This is a genomic window from Paenibacillus sabinae T27 (assembly GCF_000612505.1).
GTDB classification, from domain to species: Bacteria; Bacillota; Bacilli; order Paenibacillales; family Paenibacillaceae; genus Paenibacillus_AQ; species Paenibacillus_AQ sabinae.
In genome coordinates this window covers 1,404,164-1,425,079 of record NZ_CP004078.1, presented here as the reverse complement: position 1 = coordinate 1,425,079, position 20,916 = coordinate 1,404,164, and the positions used below count along the sequence as shown (strand labels likewise).

The 20,916-nt window shown below is 51.3% G+C and carries 18 protein-coding genes; 2 read left to right on the top strand and 16 right to left on the bottom strand.

Translation table 11 applies throughout. The features are described from left to right. Positions 1 to 59: 59 nt before the first annotated feature. A complete protein-coding gene (locus PSAB_RS06530; RefSeq protein ID WP_025333774.1) occupies positions 60 to 1,529 on the bottom strand; it encodes an aminotransferase-like domain-containing protein in 1,470 nt (489 codons plus the stop codon). Positions 1,530 to 1,704: 175 nt separating this feature from the next. Here PSAB_RS06530 and PSAB_RS06525 point away from each other — a divergent pair, with 175 nt between their 5' ends. Further along, complete coding sequence (locus PSAB_RS06525; RefSeq protein ID WP_025333773.1) at positions 1,705 to 2,706, top strand: lipoate--protein ligase; 1,002 nt, start codon at positions 1,705 to 1,707, stop codon at positions 2,704 to 2,706. A 280-nt stretch (positions 2,707 to 2,986) separates the two neighbouring features. On the opposite strand, the gene PSAB_RS06520 is transcribed toward PSAB_RS06525, so the two are convergent. From PSAB_RS06520 to PSAB_RS06485, 8 genes are all read right to left on the bottom strand, one after another. Next, entirely contained in the window at positions 2,987 to 3,376 is a 390-nt protein-coding gene (locus PSAB_RS06520; protein ID WP_025333772.1) for a hypothetical protein, read from the bottom strand. 322 nt (positions 3,377 to 3,698) lie between these two features. Beyond that, positions 3,699 to 5,402 carry a glycoside hydrolase family 13 protein gene (locus PSAB_RS06515; RefSeq protein ID WP_038595617.1) on the bottom strand — a complete coding sequence of 568 codons (1,704 nt, stop codon included), beginning with the start codon at positions 5,400 to 5,402 and terminating at the stop codon, positions 3,699 to 3,701. Between the two features lie 32 nt (positions 5,403 to 5,434). Beyond that, positions 5,435 to 6,265 (bottom strand): carbohydrate ABC transporter permease, encoded by an 831-nt coding sequence (locus tag PSAB_RS06510; RefSeq protein WP_025333771.1) that lies wholly within the window; start codon positions 6,263 to 6,265, stop codon positions 5,435 to 5,437. After that, complete coding sequence (locus PSAB_RS06505; RefSeq protein WP_226991775.1) at positions 6,265 to 7,194, bottom strand: carbohydrate ABC transporter permease; 930 nt, start codon at positions 7,192 to 7,194, stop codon at positions 6,265 to 6,267. The genes PSAB_RS06510 and PSAB_RS06505 overlap by 1 nt, the downstream gene beginning before the upstream one ends. 101 nt (positions 7,195 to 7,295) lie before the next feature. Then, positions 7,296 to 8,564 (bottom strand): ABC transporter substrate-binding protein, encoded by a 1,269-nt coding sequence (locus PSAB_RS06500; RefSeq protein WP_025333769.1) that lies wholly within the window; start codon positions 8,562 to 8,564, stop codon positions 7,296 to 7,298. A 102-nt stretch (positions 8,565 to 8,666) separates the two neighbouring features. After that, positions 8,667 to 10,211: a response regulator transcription factor gene (locus PSAB_RS06495; protein WP_025333768.1), complete on the bottom strand. Its 1,545-nt coding sequence runs from the start codon at positions 10,209 to 10,211 to the stop codon at positions 8,667 to 8,669. Next, on the bottom strand, positions 10,208 to 11,905 hold the full coding sequence (locus PSAB_RS06490) for a sensor histidine kinase (RefSeq protein ID WP_158442572.1): 1,698 nt from the start codon (positions 11,903 to 11,905) through the stop codon (positions 10,208 to 10,210). The genes PSAB_RS06495 and PSAB_RS06490 overlap by 4 nt, the downstream gene beginning before the upstream one ends. A 206-nt stretch (positions 11,906 to 12,111) precedes the next feature. Next, complete coding sequence (locus PSAB_RS06485) at positions 12,112 to 12,825, bottom strand: metal-dependent hydrolase (protein WP_025333766.1); 714 nt, start codon at positions 12,823 to 12,825, stop codon at positions 12,112 to 12,114. 230 nt (positions 12,826 to 13,055) lie between these two features. Between PSAB_RS06485 and PSAB_RS06480 the strand changes: the two genes are divergently transcribed. Then, on the top strand, positions 13,056 to 13,847 hold the full coding sequence (locus tag PSAB_RS06480) for a Cof-type HAD-IIB family hydrolase (protein WP_038595614.1): 792 nt from the start codon (positions 13,056 to 13,058) through the stop codon (positions 13,845 to 13,847). 90 nt (positions 13,848 to 13,937) lie between these two features. Here PSAB_RS06480 and PSAB_RS06475 read toward each other — a convergent pair whose 3' ends face one another. The 7 genes from PSAB_RS06475 to PSAB_RS06450 all read right to left on the bottom strand — a co-directional run bounded on the left by PSAB_RS06475 (position 13,938) and on the right by PSAB_RS06450 (position 20,914). Beyond that, a complete protein-coding gene (locus tag PSAB_RS06475) occupies positions 13,938 to 15,023 on the bottom strand; it encodes an undecaprenyldiphospho-muramoylpentapeptide beta-N-acetylglucosaminyltransferase (protein WP_025333765.1) in 1,086 nt (361 codons plus the stop codon). A 180-nt stretch (positions 15,024 to 15,203) separates the two neighbouring features. Further along, positions 15,204 to 15,674, bottom strand: a complete 471-nt coding sequence (locus PSAB_RS25010; protein WP_226991774.1) for a GNAT family N-acetyltransferase — start codon at positions 15,672 to 15,674, stop codon at positions 15,204 to 15,206. Positions 15,675 to 15,993: 319 nt separating this feature from the next. Continuing rightward, positions 15,994 to 16,713, bottom strand: a complete 720-nt coding sequence (locus tag PSAB_RS06470) for a 5'-methylthioadenosine/adenosylhomocysteine nucleosidase (RefSeq protein WP_025333764.1) — start codon at positions 16,711 to 16,713, stop codon at positions 15,994 to 15,996. A gap of 55 nt (positions 16,714 to 16,768) precedes the next feature. Beyond that, complete coding sequence (locus tag PSAB_RS06465) at positions 16,769 to 17,899, bottom strand: iron-containing alcohol dehydrogenase family protein (protein ID WP_038595612.1); 1,131 nt, start codon at positions 17,897 to 17,899, stop codon at positions 16,769 to 16,771. A gap of 59 nt (positions 17,900 to 17,958) precedes the next feature. Next, positions 17,959 to 18,615 (bottom strand): methionine ABC transporter permease, encoded by a 657-nt coding sequence (locus PSAB_RS06460; RefSeq protein WP_025333762.1) that lies wholly within the window; start codon positions 18,613 to 18,615, stop codon positions 17,959 to 17,961. Beyond that, positions 18,612 to 19,703: a methionine ABC transporter ATP-binding protein gene (locus PSAB_RS06455; protein ID WP_025333761.1), complete on the bottom strand. Its 1,092-nt coding sequence runs from the start codon at positions 19,701 to 19,703 to the stop codon at positions 18,612 to 18,614. Before PSAB_RS06455 ends, PSAB_RS06460 begins: the two co-directional genes overlap by 4 nt. Beyond that, positions 19,700 to 20,914 (bottom strand): aminotransferase class I/II-fold pyridoxal phosphate-dependent enzyme, encoded by a 1,215-nt coding sequence (locus PSAB_RS06450; protein WP_025333760.1) that lies wholly within the window; start codon positions 20,912 to 20,914, stop codon positions 19,700 to 19,702. Before PSAB_RS06450 ends, PSAB_RS06455 begins: the two co-directional genes overlap by 4 nt. Between the last annotated feature and the right edge of the window lie 2 nt (positions 20,915 to 20,916).

Here is a 20,916-nt window from a genome sequence, read left to right as displayed (position 1 = left end):
TCATCCATTCTCATGCAAGCCTATTCATCCTGTTGTCGCCGGCTGCAGTCATTCCTTCCTTAGCTGTTCAACAGCTCTCTTGCCGCTTTCCCGATAATGGCGATTCCCTTGCGGATGTCCTCATCGGCCACTCTGGAGAAGCCCAGCCGCAGCGTGTTCCCGCCTGTTCCGTCTGTATAAAAGTTGTCTCCCGGCGTGAAGATCACGCCTCTTTTCGAGCAGGCCGCCAGCAGCTTCCGGGTATCAAAGCCCTGCTCAAACGCCATGAACAGATGCAGCCCGCCGTCTCCTGACAGGGAGGAATAAGGAATCATCTCCCGGCAGCATGCAAGCGTCAGCTCGTATTTCCGCTTATATTCGGCCCGCGCTCTGCGTAAATATTTTTCCAAATTGCCGTTATGCAAATATTGATAGAGCAGCGATTGGTCAAGCGTCGAGGTATGAATGTTCCTTGCCCGCTTGATGCTCTCGAGAATGCCGATCAGCCGCCGGTCCCCAAGCACCCAGCCCACTCTAAGTCCCGGAAAGAGCACCTTCGAAAAGCTTCCGATATAAATGACGCCGTTCCCTGCCCCAGCCATGGCTGCCAGCGGCGCCACATGCGAGCCGGAGTACCGCAGCTCCTCGTTAAACCCGTCCTCGACGACGGGAATCCGGAAACGGTTCATGAGGGTCATCAGCTCCAGCCTTTTTTGCAGAGAGGTCACGATGCCAGTCGGGTTATGATAGGACGGAACGAAATAGGCAAGATCATACGCCCCTTCCGCCAGTGCCTGTTCCAGCCCCCCGATGCTGATGCCGTCCTGCTCCATCGGAATGCCTTTGATCTCAAAACCGTGCAGCTTCAAGTTTTTGATCGCGGTATTGTGAGTCGGGTTCTCGCACAGCACCGTGCCGCTTTTCTTTCGGATCGCCGACAGCACGATGTCAAAGCCCTCGGTGAAGCCGCTCGTAATCAGCATATCTTTATCCCGTGTATCCACGCCCTTGCGGGCCATATAATCCATTAAATAGTCGATCAGCGGCTTGTAGCCCTTGGCATAGCCGTAATTCAGCAGCACATTTCCCTCCACGGCCATCCGGTCCGAAAAAGCGCGCCTCACGCTGTCCAGATCGAACAGCTTCTCGTCCGGCGCGATGCTCGTGAACGAGATGATCCCTTTTGCACCCCGGATGCCGCGCTTCATCAGATCCAGCTCCTCCGCGAGCTGAGCGTAATCGCTGAGGCGTTCGCTCCAATCCAGCTTTTCACTGCTGGCAGGCACCTTATCTTCAGTTGCCCGGACAGGCGATACCGCGGCGGCGAAGCTGCCCTTGCCCTGGACGGTATAAGCGAAGCCGTCTTCCTCAAGCTCCGCATAAGCGGAGATGACCGTATTGCGGCTGACGCCTAGCAGCCCCGCCAGCTCTCTGGTCGAGGGAAGCCGCCGGTCCGCCTGAAGCGCACCCTGGACAATCAGCCGTTTCATATAATCCTTGACCTGAAGATAGACCGGACGGCCCTCTGCAAGCTTGAAATCATTGAACATGCGCGTATCTCCTCCACCGTTATCATGGCATATTTGCGAGGACAAAAAAAGAACCGCACACGCGGCGTTTTCGGCCGGTTGCGGTTCTGTGTGCCGACCGGATCTCTTTTGTGAAACAGGCGAAACTGGTTTAAAATAGTAGCTGTATTCATTAGCCTAAACGGAGGAATGGACTATGCTCTTTATCGATAACGCCGGCATTACGGACCCGGCCATCAACTTGGCGATTGAGGAATACGCGCTGAAGTTTCTGCCCATGGACGACAGCTACTTGCTTTTTTATATCAACGCTCCGTCCATTATTATCGGCAAGCATCAAAATACTATAGAAGAAATCAATCAGGAATATGTGGAGGAGCATCAGGTCAAGGTTGTGCGCCGGCTGTCCGGCGGTGGGGCGGTCTACCACGATCTCGGCAACCTGAATTTCAGCTTCATCACCAAGGACGACGGCGAATCGTTTCATAACTTTCTGAAATTCACCCAGCCGGTCATCGACTACTTGCAGAGCATGGGCGTTAACGCGGAGCTCAGCGGACGCAATGATCTTCAGGTCGGGGAGCAAAAGATTTCCGGCAACGCCCAGTTCTCAACCCGGGGGCGCATGTTCAGCCACGGCACGCTGATGTACGACCTGAATCTGGATGACGTGCAGGCGTCGCTGAATGCGAATCCGGAAAAATTCAAATCCAAGAGCACCAAATCGGTCCGCAGCCGGGTCGCCAATATCAAGGAGCTGCTCGGAACGGACATGACGATTGAGGAATTCCGCGCGGGCCTGCTCCGGTCCATCTTCGGCATGGAGCCTTCCGAGGTGCCGCAGTACAAGCTTAAGGAAGAGGACTGGTTCCAGATCAACAAAATCTCGGAGGAGCGGTACCAGAACTGGGATTGGAACTACGGACGGTCGCCGAAGAGCAACGTGAAGCATGCGGTCAAGTTCCCCGGCGGCATCGTGGATATCCGGATGGAGATCAAGGACGCGCGGATCGAGAACATCAAGATTTACGGCGACTTCTTCGGCGTGGGCGACGTTGCCGATGTGGAAGACGCGCTGCGCGGCAAGCGGTATGAGCAGCAGGAGATCCGGCAGGCGCTTTCCCACCTCGACCTGAAGCATTATTTCGGCAGAATTGAGCCGGAGGATGTTATCGGTTTGATTTTTCTGGAGGAATAGGTGTGGGGATATAAAATGAACTTAACTTCTCCTTCGTTACTCCTTACCCTGACGTCATTTTTAAGTTCATCTTATTAATGAATAAATAAAAACCGAGAGCGTCCCGCTATGAACATGCCGGGACGCTCTTTCGTGCTTTTGTCATGATCGCGTGTTCAATTTGTGGAATATCCGGTTCCTTCATGCGAAGGATTACCCTTTTACAGCCGAACCGACCGTCATTGCATTCTCGACCTGTTCGCTGAAGAACAGATAGACGATAACCATCGGCTTCAGGTCATCATGATTCCTCTAATTTCCAGCGCATTCTTGCGATGGCGAACGAGAACATCAGGGCCAGCACAATTATCAGCAGTGTGGAAATGCGGAACTTCTCTTCCACCAGCGCCTCGGGCGCGGCCGAGCGTTCATCATACAGACGGTTGATATCGGTCAGCATAATATTGGCGCTGCTCTCCGTATTTTTCACGATGGAGTCAATTTGAGAGAGAATAAGCCGGGACTCGTCCCTGACGTTGTTCTTGGTCTTCTCGATCACCGAGCGGCTGAACATTTCCCCAGACAGCAGACCAAGCGCCAGCAGCGGAAAGATGATCAGCGGCATAAAGATAAGGATGATCTTGCGGCGGATCGGCAGTCTGCCGAACCATCCTTTTATACCGTTTCCCATGCCCCTCCCCCTCCTTATGACTGCGCTTGCAAAATATCCGCCTTCTCTTCCAAGGCTCTTAATCTCAGCCGCTATATTGCACCGTTCAATTCATCCTGTATCGCTTATTCATCACATTAATCATACCATGTATTCAATCGGCTCAAACTGAATTCCATTATTTGTGCTTCAAGTAAGAAAGTCAAATCTTTCGGCAAAAAAAAGCGCGAAGGCTTATGGTCCGGAAATCCCGGACGGCAAAAAGCTCTTCGCGCATCAAAAAAGAACGTGTCCCGGATGGATCGCTCGCGGCGGTCAATCCGGGACACGTCTTGGTTTACGGTTAAACGGTAACCCGATAAACACGGGCCTCATAAGGCAAAAGCTGCAGACTTCCGCTTTCCTCCGAACGCTCAGTCGCGGAGTTGATCTTATAATTGCCGATAAGCAGCTCCTTGCCGGAGCCTTGAAATTCTTCCGGAAGCTCGACAAGCCGGGTGTCGCGCGAGAAATTGCAGAGCACGAGCAGCCTTTCCGATCCAAGAGATCTCGTAAAGGCATAAATGTGTTCGTCTTCCTCCAGCAGAATATCAAAAGCTCCATAGACGATGATCTTGTGCTCCTTACGAAGCCGGATCAGCTTTTTGTAGTAGTGGAAGATAGAGTCCGTATCATTCACAGCCTGCTCGGCGTTGATTTCCTTATAGTTCGGATTTACGGCGATCCACGGGACTCCGCTTGTGAATCCGGCATTTCCGGCATCGGACCATTGCATGGGTGTTCGTCCGTTATCCCGGCTGCGCTGATGGATGGCGTTCATCATCTGTTCATGCGTCAGCTTTCCTGCTTCCACATAATCCCGGTAAGCGTTCACCGTCTGAATATCCCGGTAATCGGAAACGGCTTCAAATCCCACATTGGTCATCCCTAGCTCTTCTCCCTGGTAGATATAAGGGGTGCCCTGAAGCACATGCAGGCAGGTGGCTAGCATTTTGCCGGAAAGCACACGATATTCGCTGCTGTCGTCGCCGAACCTTGAAACGGCGCGAGGTTGGTCGTGATTGCTCCAGTACAGGCTGTTCCAGCCGTCTTCCTTAAGGCCATACTGCCAGCGGTTAAAGATCGTCTTTAGTTCCGTCAGCTTCCATTCCATGGGTGACCAGCGTCCGAACTGTCCGTTGCCAACTGTAACATGCTCAAAATGAAAGATCATATTTAGCTCGCCGCGGTCCGAGCCTGTATACAGCTTGGCCTGCTCCACGCCCACTTTCGGCATCTCCCCGACCGTGATAAGATCGTACTTTGACAGAACCTCGCGGTTCATTTCCTGCAGGTACTCATGGATTTTCGGACCGTTGCTGTAATAAGGATTACCGTCCCCGAATGCACACCCTTCATAGACTTCTCCGTCCGGAAGACCTTCCGCTTTCGAAATCATATTGATCACATCCATCCGGAAGCCGTCAACCCCCTTATCCAGCCAGAAGGTCATAATGTCGTATAATTCCCTTCGAAGCTTTGGATTCTCCCAGTTGAAATCCGGCTGTTTTTTCGAATAAAGGTGCAGGAAATACTCACCGGTCGTTTCTTCATATTCCCATACGGAGCCGCCAAAATGGGAGCCCCAGTTGTTCGGCAGATTACTGTCCTCCCTGGCCGGACGCCAAATGTAATAATCGCGGTACGGGCTGTCTTTGGAGGACCGGGCCTCTACAAACCACGGATGCTCATCCGAAGAGTGATTGACGACCAGATCCATCATGATTTTGATTTCTCGCTTATGGGCTTCAAGAAGCAGCCGTTCAAACGTTTCCATCGTACCGAATTCGTCCATGATCTCCCGGTAGTCGCTGATATCATAACCGTTGTCGTCATTTGGAGATCGGTAAACTGGGCTCAGCCAGATCACGTCAATGCCCAGCTCTTTTAAATAATCAAGCTTCATGATAATGCCCTGCAGGTCGCCTACCCCATCCCCGTCACTGTCCATAAAGCTTCGCGGGTAAATCTGATAGACGACGGCTTCCTTCCACCAGCTGTGCTTCATACAAGCTACACCCCTCTGAAATATTCAACAGCCTAGCCTTTAACGGCCCCGGCGGTTATGCCTTGAATAATATATTTCTGCATCAGTAAAAAGAAGGCGATGACAGGAATGACCGCCATAGTCAGTGCGGCTAGCGCCAGATGCCATTCGTTCATATACTCCCCGAAATAAACATAGGACGCGAGCGGAATCGTCTGGTTGGATTTCTGGCCCAGCACAATATACGGCAGGAGAAAATCATTCCAAATCCACAACGAGTGCAGGATGGCAATCGTGGTCGTAATCGGCGCAAGCAGAGGAAGCAGAATTCGGAAATATACACCGAAGGTATTGCAGCCGTCAATGGTCGCCGCTTCTTCCAGTTCAATGGGAATCCCCTTGATAAAGCCGTGATAAAGGAACAGGGCCAGCGGGATGCCAAAGCCAAGATACATGATTATGATTCCGTACAAGGAGTTGATCAAATGAAAATCTTTGGCGACCTGAAGCAAAGGGATCATCATCGTTTGAAAAGGAATGACCATGGATGCAAGTATCGTCAGAAAAATAATATTGCTGAGCTTGCCCGGACGGCGGACGATTTGATAGGCGGCAGCCGAGCTGACCAGCAAAATGCCGAGCACGCTGATGACCGTAATCGTCAGGGAGTTCTGGAAAGCGGTTGGAAAATGAATCTGCTGCCACACGGTGACGAAATTGCTCAGCCGGAAAGACTCGGGAAGGGACGCCGTGGAGCTTAACACCTCGTCATATCGCTTAAACGCATTGATGAATACAAGGTACAGAGGAGCAAGAAAGAGTACGGCCAGCGCGGCCATGGCGATTTCAAGCAGAAATTTTCCGGAATTGTAGCGCTCTTTCATTACATCTCAACCTCCTTGCGTTTCATCACGAATACTTGAATAAGCGTAATCGAAGCGAGTACGACGAAGAATACGATCGCTTTGGTCGAAGCCAGCGTGTATTGATTGCTAGAGAAGGCATCCTGATAAATTTGCAGCGCAAGCGATTCCGTCGATCCAAACGGTCCGCCCTTCGTGAGTGCAAAGTTCAGATCGAATACCTTAAATCCGTTGGTGATGGCCAGGAACAGGCAGATCGTGATAGCGGGCCGGACAAGCGGAAGAACCATGAACCAGAGTCTCTGCCAGGAGTTGGCTCCGTCAATCTCCGCCGCTTCCAGCAGATCGGGCGAAACCCCTTGCAGCGCCGCAATGTAAATAACCATTAAATATCCAGCGGTATACCATACGTTAACGATAATCAGCGCCCAGAAAGCGTAATTCGGCAGGGCCAGCCAGCTCTTCTCGAATATTCCCCAGCCTGTCAGATCGGCAAGATTCGGGAACACCTGCGTAAAGATAAACTGCCAGATAAAGCCGATAATCAGCGGCCCGATAACATGAGGCATGAAATAGACCGTTCTCAGCATATTTTTGCTTTTCAAAGCGAAATTCAAGGCAAAGGCGAGGAAAAATCCCGTAATATTCACTAAAATCGTACCGACTGCCACATACTTCAGCGTAAAGAGAAACGATTTCAGGAAGGCTTTATCATGGAAAAGAGTGCGGTAATTATCCCATCCGGCCCATTCGATATGGCTGCTGATCCCGTCCCAATCCTGAAACGAGAAGAGAATCGCTCTGAAGAAAGGAAGCACTATGATGAGTGTGAACAGCAAAAGCGCAGGGGAGACAAAAGCGAAGTAGATCAAATGCTTGCGCAGGCTCGTTCGCCTCATCGCCGGCCGCACCGCGACTCCCGACAGCTTGCCAGTAAGAGCTTGCTTCATGTTTGATTCCTTCTTTCGTGATGAATTTGAAAAGGACAGCCACCACGATCAGGGCAGCTTCATCTGTGCAGTGGCTGTCCTCCCTTATCAAATGACCGTTATTATTCTACAGCCGCGGTCCAGGATTTCTGCAAATCCTCAAGCGCCTCTTCCTGGGTCATTTGACCTGCGATATACTGCTGCAGCGGCTTCACAAACTGCTCCCGGATGCCCCCGTTAGGCCACAGGGCGAACGCCCAAGGCAGTGTCTTGTTTTCAGTGACATACTTGCCCATATCCTCCGCCAGAGGCCCGAGGTCTGCACTAGCTTTCATGCTGGTGAAAGCCGGAGTGAATTGGAACGATTCCACCAGATATTTTTGTCCGTTATCATGCAACCATGCCAGAAACTTCTTGACTTCATCCAGATGCTTGGAGTTTTTGTTCACGACATAGTAGTTCGGTACGCTTACAGGCAGTTTGGTTTCCTCCGGGTTTTCCGTTAGCGGGATGGCGAACATGCCCATCCGGATGTTCGGATTGATCTTCATCACAGGCTGAAGAACCCATACGCCCTGCTGCATCATGGCCGATTTGCCGGATGCAAAGCTCGCCACCTCGGCATCATAGCTGATTCCAAGCGAATCCTGGCCTTTTCCATAGTTGACAGTCATGTCGAGAACATCAAAAAACCCTTTCATATACGGACTGTCTTTGACTTGGGCGGCTCCCTCGTTCAGCTTCTTGGCAAAGCCCTCCGGGTCGGGTTCATAGGAGAAAGGAAGACTGAGCAAGTGCTGCCCGAGCGGCCAATTCTCCCGATAGGCCTCGGCGTATGAAGTAATTCCTGCGGACTTCAGCTTCTCGTTCACTTCCTTAAGCTCGGTCAGTGTGGTCGGTACCTTGTCGATTCCTGCTTTGGCGAACAGCTCTTTGTTATAGACAAATCCATAGCCTTCAATAGCGAGCGGGAAGCCGTACTTCTTGCCGTCAATGGTCATACCGGGCTGGGCGGCCGGCAGGACGTCTTCCACCCACGGCTCGCCCGATAGATCGGCCAGCTTATCCTGCCAGTTCTTCATGTCCGCATAGCCCTTCATTGTAAAGATGTCCGGCTCATCGCCCGAGGCGAACATTGTTTTAAGCCGCGTAGGCACATCGGCCGTAACCTCAGGCTCAATGGTAACGTTCGGATTGATTTTGTTGTAATCGGCCAGCATTTGCTTCAGCTTATCCGCGATTTCCGGTTTGTTCTGAAGCAGCTTCAAGGTGATCTTGCCGCTATTCCCGCCTTCCCCGGAGGAGACGTTCTCCGAGGCATTGCTGCCGCATCCGGCAAGCAGCGTTCCGGTAAAAGCTATAACTGCGAGGCCTGATAACCATTTTTTCATTCTGTATTCCCCCTAAGCAGTAGTGGTTTGTTTGAACAGCTTAATATTAACCGCTTTCAATTCGGGCTTGGAGGGAAAATGCTCGCCTCTGCGGGTAATATTTTAATCGGTCTTCCGGTACAGAAGAGGAGAAAGGCCCACCTGCTTTTTAAAAGCTTTGCTGAAATAATTTTCGTCCGCATAGCCGACCTGACCGGCGATCTCCGAAACGCTTAGCTGGGTATTGCGGAGCAGCGTTTTGGCCTTTTCGATCCGAAGCTCGGTTACATAGGTGATGATGGTGGAATGACAGGTCTCCTTGAACTTTTTGGATATATATTGGGGGCTGAAATGAAACTTTTCCGATAGTACGGTTAACGAAATCTCTTCCTCAAAATGCGCATGCAAATAGTCGCGAATTTCTTCAATTCCTCCATAACCGGGAGCAGGCTGTTTGCTTATGCTTTCCATCAACATCCAAATTTGCTGAACGAGTATCTTTTTCCATTCATTGAGATCGCTGATCCACAACGGCAAATAGAGAATCGGGAGCGTTTCCTTCTGTTTGGTGATCAATCGTCCTAGCATTAAATTCGCCTCCATCGAGCACAGCTGTAGTTCTTTCAATGGCAGCACTCCCGCCTCGCACAAGCTGTCCGCATAGGATTTCACGATCTCGGAGACCAAATGCTTGTTTCCCGTTTCAATGGCATTCTTCAGCAAAAGCAAATAGTTCTTCAATCCGGCCTCTTCTGCTCCTGCATCATCCGAAGCCTCCGGTTTGCCGGAGAACACATTGCTGTTCAGCAGTTCTTTTCTGGCCTCTCCAACGCCCTCGGAGATATTCTCCAGCGCATAAAGCTGTCTGCATTCTCCGACCAGCACCTCAAGTCCGAGTGTGTCTTTCCATGCCCGTCTCACCCGGTTCAGGTATATAGCCAAATCCTTCCCTTGGATCGCTGTAACAAGCAGCCATTGATACTCGTCCAATCTGCACAGATAGTACGGCCTGTCTTTACCCATCGCATCCAAAACAATATTGTTTATGGCAAAGAAAAACAGCTGATCGTCCATCATGAAACGATTGCTTACGATATCCAGCCTGTTTTTGGGCAAAATCATCACGATGTTCAAGGAGGATTCAGGCAGCCCGATTCTTTCGAACATTTTTTTGACTGCGTTTACAGGAGTGCGATCGCCTTTTGCCAACGCCACAATCTTCTCCTCTTCAAGCAAAGCATCCGCTTTCCGGACAATAGCCCCAAGCCGGGCTTCGGCCTGTTTTCCGTTCTCAAATTTATTCCAGGCATCAACAGCCCTTTGCAGCGCTTCCTCCATTTCTTTTCTCCGAATGGGCTTGAGAATGTAATCGATTCCATTCGCCTTGATCGCAGCCCGGGTAAATTCGAAATCGCTGTATCCGCTTACCACAATGACCTGGGTATTCAACTCTTCTTCCCTTATTTTCTCAAGCAGCTCGATTCCGTTCATTACAGGCATTTTCATATCGCAGAAGACAACCGCCGGATGATGAAGCCGGATCAAATCAAGAGCCTCAATCCCATTGTCAGCCATAAGCCTTTCTTTAACGCCGAACTTTTCCCATGAAACCGAAAGCTCGATCCCTTCTCTCACATGTTCCTCGTCGTCAACAATCAATACTTTCATGCCTCATCCTCCTTCAAGTGAATCATAAGCCGGATTTGCGTTTTCTCGTACGGGAGACTTGTCATTTCCCAATGGAAATCGTCGCCGAAATGAAGCCACAGCCGCTGCAATACATTCATCAGACCGATACCGCCCTCTTCCTGCTCCAGAACCTTATGCTTGGCATAACGCGCTTTCATGGCTTCGATCTCCTCCTGCTTCATTCCTTTTCCATTATCACTGATGCTTATCACCAGTCCGGAGTCCCGTGTAATGTCCACCTCAATTTTGCCTTTGCCTGTGCCGTTTTCAATTCCATGAATAATGCTGTTTTCCACAATCGGTTGAAGAATCATTTTCGGCACGATTGCGGAACGAGCGGCGGGGTCGCAGGAAACCTGATAAGTGAGTTTTTTTCTGAACCGGTTCTCCTGAAGGGAGAGGTAATGCCCGATATGGTTAAGTTCCTGCTCAAGCGGAACGGTCTCTTTGCTCATATCCATACTGTATCTCAAAATAAACCCCAGCTCGGTGATCCGGTCGCTGACCTCCTCGGCTTGATGCCGCATCGCCTCAGTTGAAATAGATTGCAGCGCGTTGTACAGAAAATGGGGATTGATCTGCGCCTGAAGCATTTTAATCCTAGCCGTCGAAACTTCCAGCTTCTGATGATATTCATTGATAATTAACCGTTTCAAATTATGTACCATCAGTTCAAACCGGCGCTCCAGAATGCCAAGCTCGTCCTGGCGGCTGACAGTGGGGGCAATATCAAAAATCCCGAGCTCCACATAGGAAATACTCCGCACAAGACGCTTTATCGGCACAATGGTGGAATAGGAAAGAACAAAAGCCAATATCACGATACAGGCCAGGGCAACCAGCTGAATTGCGATCGACCGGCTTAACGTCTGCTTGGCCGACTCATTCATGACCGTCGATGGAATAAATTTGATGATCGTCAGGGGAAGATTCAGATAATGATCGCTTGCATATACATACACTCCTTGTTTTCCTTCCCATTCTCCGAACCAATAGCCCTGCTTGGCTGTATCGTTATCCACGGCAGTGACATTCTCGCCGATCAACGTTTGACTGGGCAGTGAAGCCGATGAGGTGTACAGCAGCTGGTTGTCTGTATTGATATACATAAACATGGTTTCAAGAGAAGGATCAAACAACAGTTGGTTCAAGCTTTGGACTTCATCCAGAGAAACATAAATGGACAGCAATCCCAGTAAAGTCGATTTGGGATAATCAATCAGCTTTTTATGGACAGCCAGAAGACGTTCGCCGCCAAGCTGCCGCACTTCATAGCCGGGCAACCTGTCCCACTGACGCGTATCTGCGGGCGGGAGAACGTCCCCAAGAGCATCATAAGAAATGGAATCATCCGTCTCGTATTGCTGTTCGGCATCTGCCCCGTAGAAATTGACAATTTTGATTTCATGACGCCGGCTGTATAAATCGGCCAGATTCCTCTGGATAAAGGTATATCGCTCGTAGTAATCCGTATTTTTCCTGCTGAAGGCAGACATGTCCTCTTCGGAATACCATGATACCGATAACAGATTTAATTCCTGCAGATACTTTTTCATATTTTCCATACCGATCAGCAGCGTGCCGCGGTTTAACTCAATGACTTGATTCTGAAGAGACCGGTAGCTTGACCTATAGGATATAATATTAGACAAAATAAAGGGAATCGTCGTCACGATCAGCATCCAAACCAACAGCTTTACAAACAGGCTTTTCTTGTAAATGGGCTTCGCCTCCCTTTGCGGACCGAATTAAATTTTCTTTAAATATACATCTCAAAAGGCTGATTGGGCTGCAAAAATTCAAAAAAAGGGATGCTTGTCCTTGAGGACAGCATCCTTTACACCTGAACATATTTCAAGCAGCAAGTCCGTCTAACGCCTCAGCGGCTGATCATAAAAACAAAGACGACAAGCGCCAGCGTCAGCGCCACGCATGTGCCTTCGACGGCCCCGCCCTTCTTCGTGCCGGTGCTCATCAGCTTCAGACGAAGCTTGAAGGGCAGGGGTGGCAGCGGGGTGATGCCTCGCTGGGTGAGGGAATCCGCAAGCAGATGCAGCCCGTAGGATAGGCCTCCGGCAACCCACAGCAGTTCTCCGCCTTCCATTCCCTTCCCGGCCATATACAGCAGCGCCGTCCACCCGGCCAAGCCGTACAGTGTATGGGTCAGGCCCCGGTGGGGAACGACCGCCGCAATGACGAGAATACTGCCCGCTATCGCATTCCACGGATCATAAGCGCTTCCGAACGCAATCAGCCCTACTGCAATCAGCAGCATAACGAGCTTGCGCAGCCTTCGTCCCGGCAGAAACGCCACGCTGCCGACGAGCAGCGCCTGCACGATATTCCAGGGATAAGGCGCGATGTCCGCAAAATACAAAAAGATGGCTGCGGCAATTAACGCTAACTGCAGCGTGCGCAGCAGCATGGCGGGAACCGCCTTGCGCACGAGCAGCGAATTCGGCTCATCGATGTCAGGCAGCAGCGAGCTGAGCACCGCTACGGCGACGGCGGGAACCGTGATATGAATGCCGGCCAGCTGCATGGCCGACAAAGTGACACCGGTGCTGATCACCAGGTGGGATTTGCCCATCATTGCTCTTCTTCGCCCCTTTCTAAGATGTCAGGAGAGATAGGGTGCACCCTTCTTAAAACCGGCGGCCCTTTCTCATAAACGCGAACAAATGTGCGGCTATCGAAGTATAACAAGCCTTTTTCTTTTTGTCCAGTCCAGATTTGTGCAATTGTTCTCGCTTTCTTTTTAGGATACAATCTAGACAAATAGTCCGTTTACCAAGCAGAGGACTTACTAAGGAGAGAAACCGAATGTACAAGCTGATTGCCATCGATATTGACGATACGCTGATCAATGATGACAAGGAAGTAACCCCCGCCACGCAGGAGGCGCTGGAAGCGGCGGTTGCCAAGGGTGTAGTCGTTACGCTCGCCACCGGACGCGCCTACGCATCGGCCCAGGCCATTGCCCGCCAGACCGGTCTTAATGTGCCGATCATTACCTATCAGGGCTCCCTGGTGAAGAACCTGATCGACGAGAAGGTGCTGTACGAGCGGTATGTGCCCCAGGACGCGGTTCATAAAGTCTTCGAATACTGCATCGAGCATAACCTTCACCTGCAAACCTATGTCGACGACAAGCTGTACTCCCGCGAGGAGAACCAGAAGCTGATCGATTATGCAACGCTGAACAAGACCCAATATTATATTGAGCCGGATTGGAAAAAGCTTGCCGAGATCAAGACCCCCAAGCTGCTGATTATCGACGATCCCGATTTCCTCGACGAACTGGCGCCCAAACTACGGGAGCTGCTCGGCGACGCAGTGCACATTACTAAATCGAAGCCGCATTTCCTCGAGATCATGCACCGCGAAGGCACGAAGGGACTTGCGCTTGAGTTCCTCGCCGATTATTTCGGCTGCGACGTGTCCGAGACGATCGCGGTCGGCGATTCCTGGAACGACCATGAAATGCTGGAGACCGCCGGCCTTGGCGTAGCGATGGGCAATGCCATTCCCGCGCTGAAGGAAATCGCGAACTATATAACGGCAAGCAATAACGAGGACGGAGTCAAGCAAGTTATCGATAAATTCATCCTGTAAAAATACATACCCCCACCAATCATTGGTGGGGGTATCCACGGTTATTGCTATCGTGTCCCGTCAGCTTAACTAGTTTTACTATAGCATTGTTTAATCATCATTCAGTTCATTCTTTGCGGTTTCATTAAGCAAATTAAAAATAAGGCTTACAGCATCATTACGCTCGAAAGAACCCATGTTTCGAATGTACCGTTCTTTTTCTTCTGCCAATTCATTTACACTAGCAATTAAGCTATCAGGATTCAGTTGTTCTTCAAGTAGAACCTTACAGTAACCCCTGCTTTCAAAAGAACCCGCATTTAGAAGTTGATCTCCTCTACTCTGTTCTTTAGTAAGAGGAATCAGAATCATAGGTTTTTTTAAAGATAAAAACTCAAAAATTGAATTAGAACCAGCTCGTGAGATCACAAAATCGCACATAGCCAATAGATCTGGTAATTCCTCGTTTATATATTCATATTCGCGGTAATCCGGATTAGAAATAGAAGAATCCAGATGTCCTTTTCCACAAAGATGAATGACTCTAAACCTTTTTGTTAATTGTGTTAAGGATTCTCGAACCACATGATTGATTTTCCGTGATCCCAAACTCCCGCCCATTATTAGTATTACAGGCTTTTTAGTATTGGAAAACCCCACGAATTCCCGTCCACGTTCGGCACTACCCTTTGTTAATTCATCTCTAAGAACAGGTCCTACGTAATGACATTTGTGGTTGTTAAATGCAGAATCTGTTTCCGAAAAGGTGGTGCAAATCAGACTGGCAAACGGACTTGCGAGCTTGTTGGCTAAGCCTGGAGTTAAATCAGATTCATGTATGATAACGGGAATTTTGTTCAACCAGGCTCCCATAACAACGGGTACAGAAACAAAGCCGCCTTTAGAGAACACAATATTTGGTTTCAGCTTCTTTATAAGTTGATATGCTTGAAAAATCCCTTTCACCACTTTAAACGGATCCTTTACGTTCTGCCAATCCAGATACCGTCGCAGCTTCCCTGTAGATATTGAGTGGTATTTTACATTAAAGTTAGATGTGATTAGCTGCCTTTCAATACCATCCACTGAACCAATATACTCGGTTACCCAGCCCGCACGGATGAATTCAGGAATCAATGCAATATTGACGGTTACATGTCCTGCAGATCCACCGCCAGTAAAAATTATTTTTTTTATCTTAACCACCCACCGATGCTGTTTTAATTCATTATACTCGATGCACCCTCTAAATATCTCAAGCGTTGTATTACGCTATTCTGCCCGTTAGAATTCAATATCTTTTCTTATATTTAATAGTTCTTTTAACTTCATGCATTTATGGAAATATTAAATGTCCTTGGTTATGTTTCTTGGCAGTTATGTTTCTTGGCGAAGATATTTCCCAAAGCAAACACACTCTTCTCGGTTTAGATATTTACCATAATTAGATATTCGCGTATATCCTTTATTTTCATAAAATGATACTGCTTTTTGATTCACTAACCGTGTTTCCAGCCATATTTGTGAATATCCAAGGCTCCAGGATTGTTCCTCTAGATAGGACAAAATAGCAGTTCCAACCCCATTAGATTTTGATTTAGCATACATTCTCTTTAATTCAGCTGTATTCGTGTCGATTGGGCGAATCGCTCCGCAACCCACAGGCTCCCCTTGTTGATTTCGTGCAATAACAAATAACGAGCGGGGAACAGTCACATCTGTTACGTCAAAGGAGTTTTTACCACTATCACCAGTTATGGACTGTAAAGTATCTGATAATAAATCCATAAGACTTTTTGCATCCTGGGATTTTGGGTCCTCTAGGCGTACAATAATATAATCCTTCAATTAATCATCACCCCTTCTCTCTATTGTGGACACTATATATTTTTTTCGAATATCCATCAACACAGAAAATTACAAAAAATTAAATATATATTGATGTAAACTGCCCGTTAGCTGAGAAGACTGCCGCTAGACAATTCATCGAAAAGTCCATTTACCTTTGCCCAATCCACTGTTAGCGACCTCCTGAATACAAACTGGCATTAGCAACAATATTTTCAAAATGAGCCTTAAAAAAAGACAAAGGGAGCTCGGACCCAAAGCCGTACGGGTCCTACGCTCCCTTTGTCTGTATGTGCAGTGCTTGCCTTACAAAGCTTACTTAAACTTCGGCGCGTAAAGCCGTGTGGTAAAGCTTCACCCAGTCCAGAGCAAACCCGGCGGAGTTCGCAGCCGCCAGTTCCAGGTTGGAGGCAAACAGCTCTTCCGCAGCGGTTCCGGCGAGATCGGAAATGGCTCGCACCGCCAGAAACGGCACACCGAAACGGTACGCGGTTTGGGCGATCGCCGCTCCTTCCATATCCGTCGCCAGCGATTCCGGGAACCGCCCGCGAATGAAGTCGGCAGCTTCTTTGCTGCCGATAAAAGAATCGGCCGTCGTAATCAGGCCGGTGAATACTCTCCCGTCCGGCTTTCCGGCGGCAAGCTTCCGCGCGAGAGCCAGAAACTCCTCCTGCGCAGGATAACGGGAAGGCATGCGCGGCACCTGCCCGTACTCATACTGGGAAAAAGCCGTCGCGTCAACGTCGCTGTAAGCCAGCTCTGTCCCAACGATGACATCGCCGATCCGCAAGCTGCTTCCAATACCGCCGGCAGCGCCGGTATTAATAATCAGCTCGGGCCGGTAGCGCTCGATCAGCAGCGCGGTCGTCAGGGCCGCGTTGACTTTGCCGATGCCGCTCTGCAGCAGCACAAGATCCCGCCCGTCAAAAGTTCCGCTGTAATAGATGCCTCCCGCCGCTTCCTCTCTCCGGACATTCTCCAACCTGCTTCTTACGGCTTCAACTTCTTCTTCCATCGCGCCAATAATCGCTATGCTCATCGCTTCTCTCCTTCAAACCGGGGCCAAAGTGGCCTTTAGCCCAATGTATCTTCCTTTAGCAGCTCGCCGCAACCGTTTCACGGACGCGAATCGCCGCTACAAGACTCTCCAGCTCTTCCATCGCACCCGCCACGGTGACCGCGTCGAACGTTGTAGTCATGCGGTGGATGGAAGCGTCCGGTTCGGCCGCGCGGGCGGCAACTCTAAGCAGCCCCTTCCGGCTCAAGCCGTCCAGCCCCATATCCTTCAGGGCGGCAGGCAGCCCGATCTTCTCGTAGAACGGAAGAAGACGGACGACTTCCTCCTGCTTTCCTTCGAGAACGAGCTGAACAAGCACTCCGTACGCGACCTTGCATCCATGCAGCAGCCGGTGAGTCTCGGGTAGAATCGTCAGGGCATCGTGAATGGAATGCGCGCCGGCGGTGCGGCCGTAATCCTCGCCGAAGCCGCCCACAAGGCCCGCGGTCATAATATTCGTCTCCACCACCCTGACGAAAGCGTCGTTCAACTCCCCCGCCTCCTGCGCGGCAAGCGCTTCGGCGCTGTGGGCCATCAGATTGTCGCGGCATCTTCGCGCGGCATAATGAGCCAGCGCGATCTCTTCGGACGGGGAGGGCAAATGGGCGATAATCGCGTCGGCTTCATACCATTTGGCCAGCGTATCCCCGATCCCGGCGACCAGCAGCTCCGGAGGCGAATCCAGTATCACCTGCGGCTCCAGCAGTACGAGCGAGTTGCTGTGAGGATAGACCTCGAAGCCGACCATCGTTCCGGCTTTGTCGTACATCACGCTGAGAGAGGACCAGGCCGAGCAGGTTGCCGCCAAAGTAGGCAAAATAACGACGGGTATCCGCAGCAGCGCGGCCGCGGCCTTGGCCGAATCGCTCACCTTGCCTCCGCCGACGGCGATAATGGATTGAAGCCCGAGCCGGGTTACCTCCGAGGCGATTCCATCCCGCTCGGCATAGGTGCATTCCCCGCCGTAACGGTAAAACTGAATCTCCACCCGCTTGAATTCGGGAAAATAGCCTTTGGCCGCTTCCCAGGAACGTCCGCCGCGCACGACGAGAGCGGAGGAGATCCCCCTGCGCTCCAGGTGCTGCTCAAGCCCATCCCAGCTGCCCGGCTCGCAAATATATTCCTGCGGAGCCGCGCGAACGATCAGTGTATCTGCCACCCTTCCCATTCCTCCTTTATTTTCATCCGCTGAAGTTCACCCTTCAGGATTTCGCCAGAGACTTCGGTTTAATCCCGGCGCGCCTTACGGGCAAACCGGTTCCCCGCGGATTGTATGCCCTGAACAAACACGATAAGAATGGCAACCGTTACGAGAATGACAAAGGTGTCAAAACGCTGGTAGCCATAGGAGATGGCGAGATCGCCGATGCCACCCCCGCCGACCGTTCCGGCCATCGCCGTTGCGCCGATAAGTCCGATCGTTGCGGTAGTCATCGTCAGAATGAGGGAACCGAACGCCTCGGGGAGCAGAAAATGCCAGATCACCTGAAACGTCGTCGCTCCCATCGCTTCGGCGGCCTCCATAATGCCGGGACTGACCTCCAGCAGAGAGTTCTCGACCAGCCGGCCGATATACGGCGCCACATAGACAACCAGCGGAACGATGGCGGCGCTGGTCCCAATCGAAGTATGAACGAGCACCCGGGTGAACGGAATGATGGCGACCAGCAAAATAATGAACGGCAGTGACCGGATGATATTGATCAGCGGATTAAGCACCGCGTAGACGAACCGGTTCTGCAGGATTCCACCCGGCCGGGTAATTACAAGCACGATGCCGATTGGGATGCCGAGCAGTGCTCCGAAAAAAAGCGATACGCCGACCATGACCACCGTTTCACGCAGCGCCTGAAACAGCTGATCGGCGGTTATAATCGTATTCATACGGCTGCCTCCTTAAACGTTCTCTGTTTTACCTCGTCCTTGGCGTCCCCTGCTTTCGGAAGGCTCTGAAAATCCCGAAGCTCCTGAATCTCCACACCCCGTGTTCCGAGAAATTCCGCCGCCCGGAAAATATCCTTGTCCTCTCCCTGTATCTGCAAGATCAGGGTTCCCAGCGTGGTGCTCTGGATTTCACTCATGTTCGCAAAGAGTATATTGACGCTGACGTTATATTTTCGGATCAGGCTGTCGACGATCGGCTCCGAGGCATTTCCGCCTACAAATTTCAGCTTGAACAGCCGCCCCGCTCCATTCGGCCGAAGCGTCCGGAGGACGCTGTCCGGGACGGAGGTTTGAATAACGGTCCGCACGAAACTCTCCGTCGTGGGATGCTGCGGGTTGCCGAAGACCTCCAGCACCTCGCCCTGCTCGATGATCTCGCCTTTTTCCATAACGGCCACCTTGTTGCAAATTTGCTGAATGACGGCCATTTCATGCGTGATGATGAGAATGGTGATGTGATACTGTTCGTTGATCTTTTTCAGCAGGTCCAGAATCGATTTGGTCGTCTGCGGATCAAGCGCCGAGGTCGCTTCGTCGCACAGAAGAATTGAAGGATTGCTCGCCAGCGCCCGGGCTATGCCCACCCGCTGCTTCTGGCCGCCCGACAGCTCTTTCGGGTAACTGTCGGCTTTGTCGCTGAGTCCGATAAACTGCAGCAGCTCGGTCACGCGCTCCCGGATACGCTTCTTGTCCTGCTTCAGCAGCACGAGCGGAATGGCGATGTTGTCGTATACCGTCTTCGATTCCAGCAGGTTGAAATGCTGAAAAATCATCCCGATCTTCTTCTTGGCCTTGCGGAGCTGCGCCGGCGAGAATTGATCCAGCGCTTCACCTTCCACCAAGACCCGGCCTTTCGTCGGCTGCTCCAAATAATTCACCATTCGGATCAGTGTGCTTTTGCCGGCTCCGCTGTAGCCAATGACGCCATAAATATCGCCTTTCTCCACCCGCAGGTTCACGCCCTTCAGCGCTTCAATCGTCTGTCCCTTGCGTTTAAACGTTTTGTGAATATCCTGTAATTCGATCATCCTCGATGGCTCCTTTCGCTTGAATGAACGGCAGACCCGCGGAAGATTCCCGAATTGGCAATCCGCTCGGCGGCTTCCAGCAGCAGCTCCTCGCTGTTCACCAGTCCAACCCGTACATAAGAATCGCCCTGCGAGCCGAATCCCTCGCCCGGAGCAACCGCAACGTGTGCCTCTTCCAGCAGCTTCTCGGCAAATTCCCGCGAACGATAGCCTTCCGGCACTTTAAACCAGGCGAAAAAGGTTCCTGCGGGAGCGGAAACGTCCCAGCCGATGCTGCGCAGCTTCGATACCAAAATATCGCGCCTGCGTTCGTAGCGTTCACCCAGCTCTTTCACTTGGCTTTGGGGTCCGAGCAGCGCAGCGGCAGCGGCATCCTGCACCGCCCCGAATATCGTGCTGTACACATGGGTGTGATACAGCTTCAAGGCAGCGATGACCGAAGCGTTGCCGACGGCGAACCCGAACCGCCATCCCGCCATATTGAAGGTCTTGGACAGCGAATAGATTTCCGCGCCGTACTCCTTGCCTCCGGGAATCTGCAGAAGGCTGATCGGCTTATGCCCGTCGAAGCCTAACGCGCCGTACGCGAAATCATTCACCACTGGAAAATGATGCTCGGCGGCCAAAGCGATCGACTGCTCAAAGAAGTCCCTCGTCGCCAGCGCCCCGGTCGGATTATTCGGGTAATTCAGCAGCAGCAGCTTCACGCGCCGGAGGGCCTCTTCAGGAACCGTGCGGTAATCCGGCAGAAATCCGTTCTTCTCGTATACCGGGATCGCATGCACCTCCGCCCCGGCCAGCGCCGCGGCCGCATAATACGGCGGATAGGCGGGATTGGCCGTCAGCAGAACGTCCCCGGCACCGAGAAAGGCCTGCGAGATACCCATAATGCCGATGCCCGATCCGTGAAAAACGGCAACCTCCGTTTCCGGGTCCAGATCGACGTCATACTCCCGTTTGTAGAAGGCGGCGACGGCTTCAAGCGTACTCTTTTTCCCGTAAAAAGGAGGGTATCCATGGTTCTCCGGCTTGCCGGCCGCTTCCTTCAGGCTGCGAACGATGTGTTCCGGAGTCGGTTGATCCGGATTGCCGCTGGATAGATCGATAATATCAATGCCTCTGCTGCGGTAGTCGGCCACTTTTTCCTTAAGTGCCCTGAAATAGTGCTCGGGAAGCCGGCCAATGACAGCGGAAGGTTTAAAATTCGCCATGA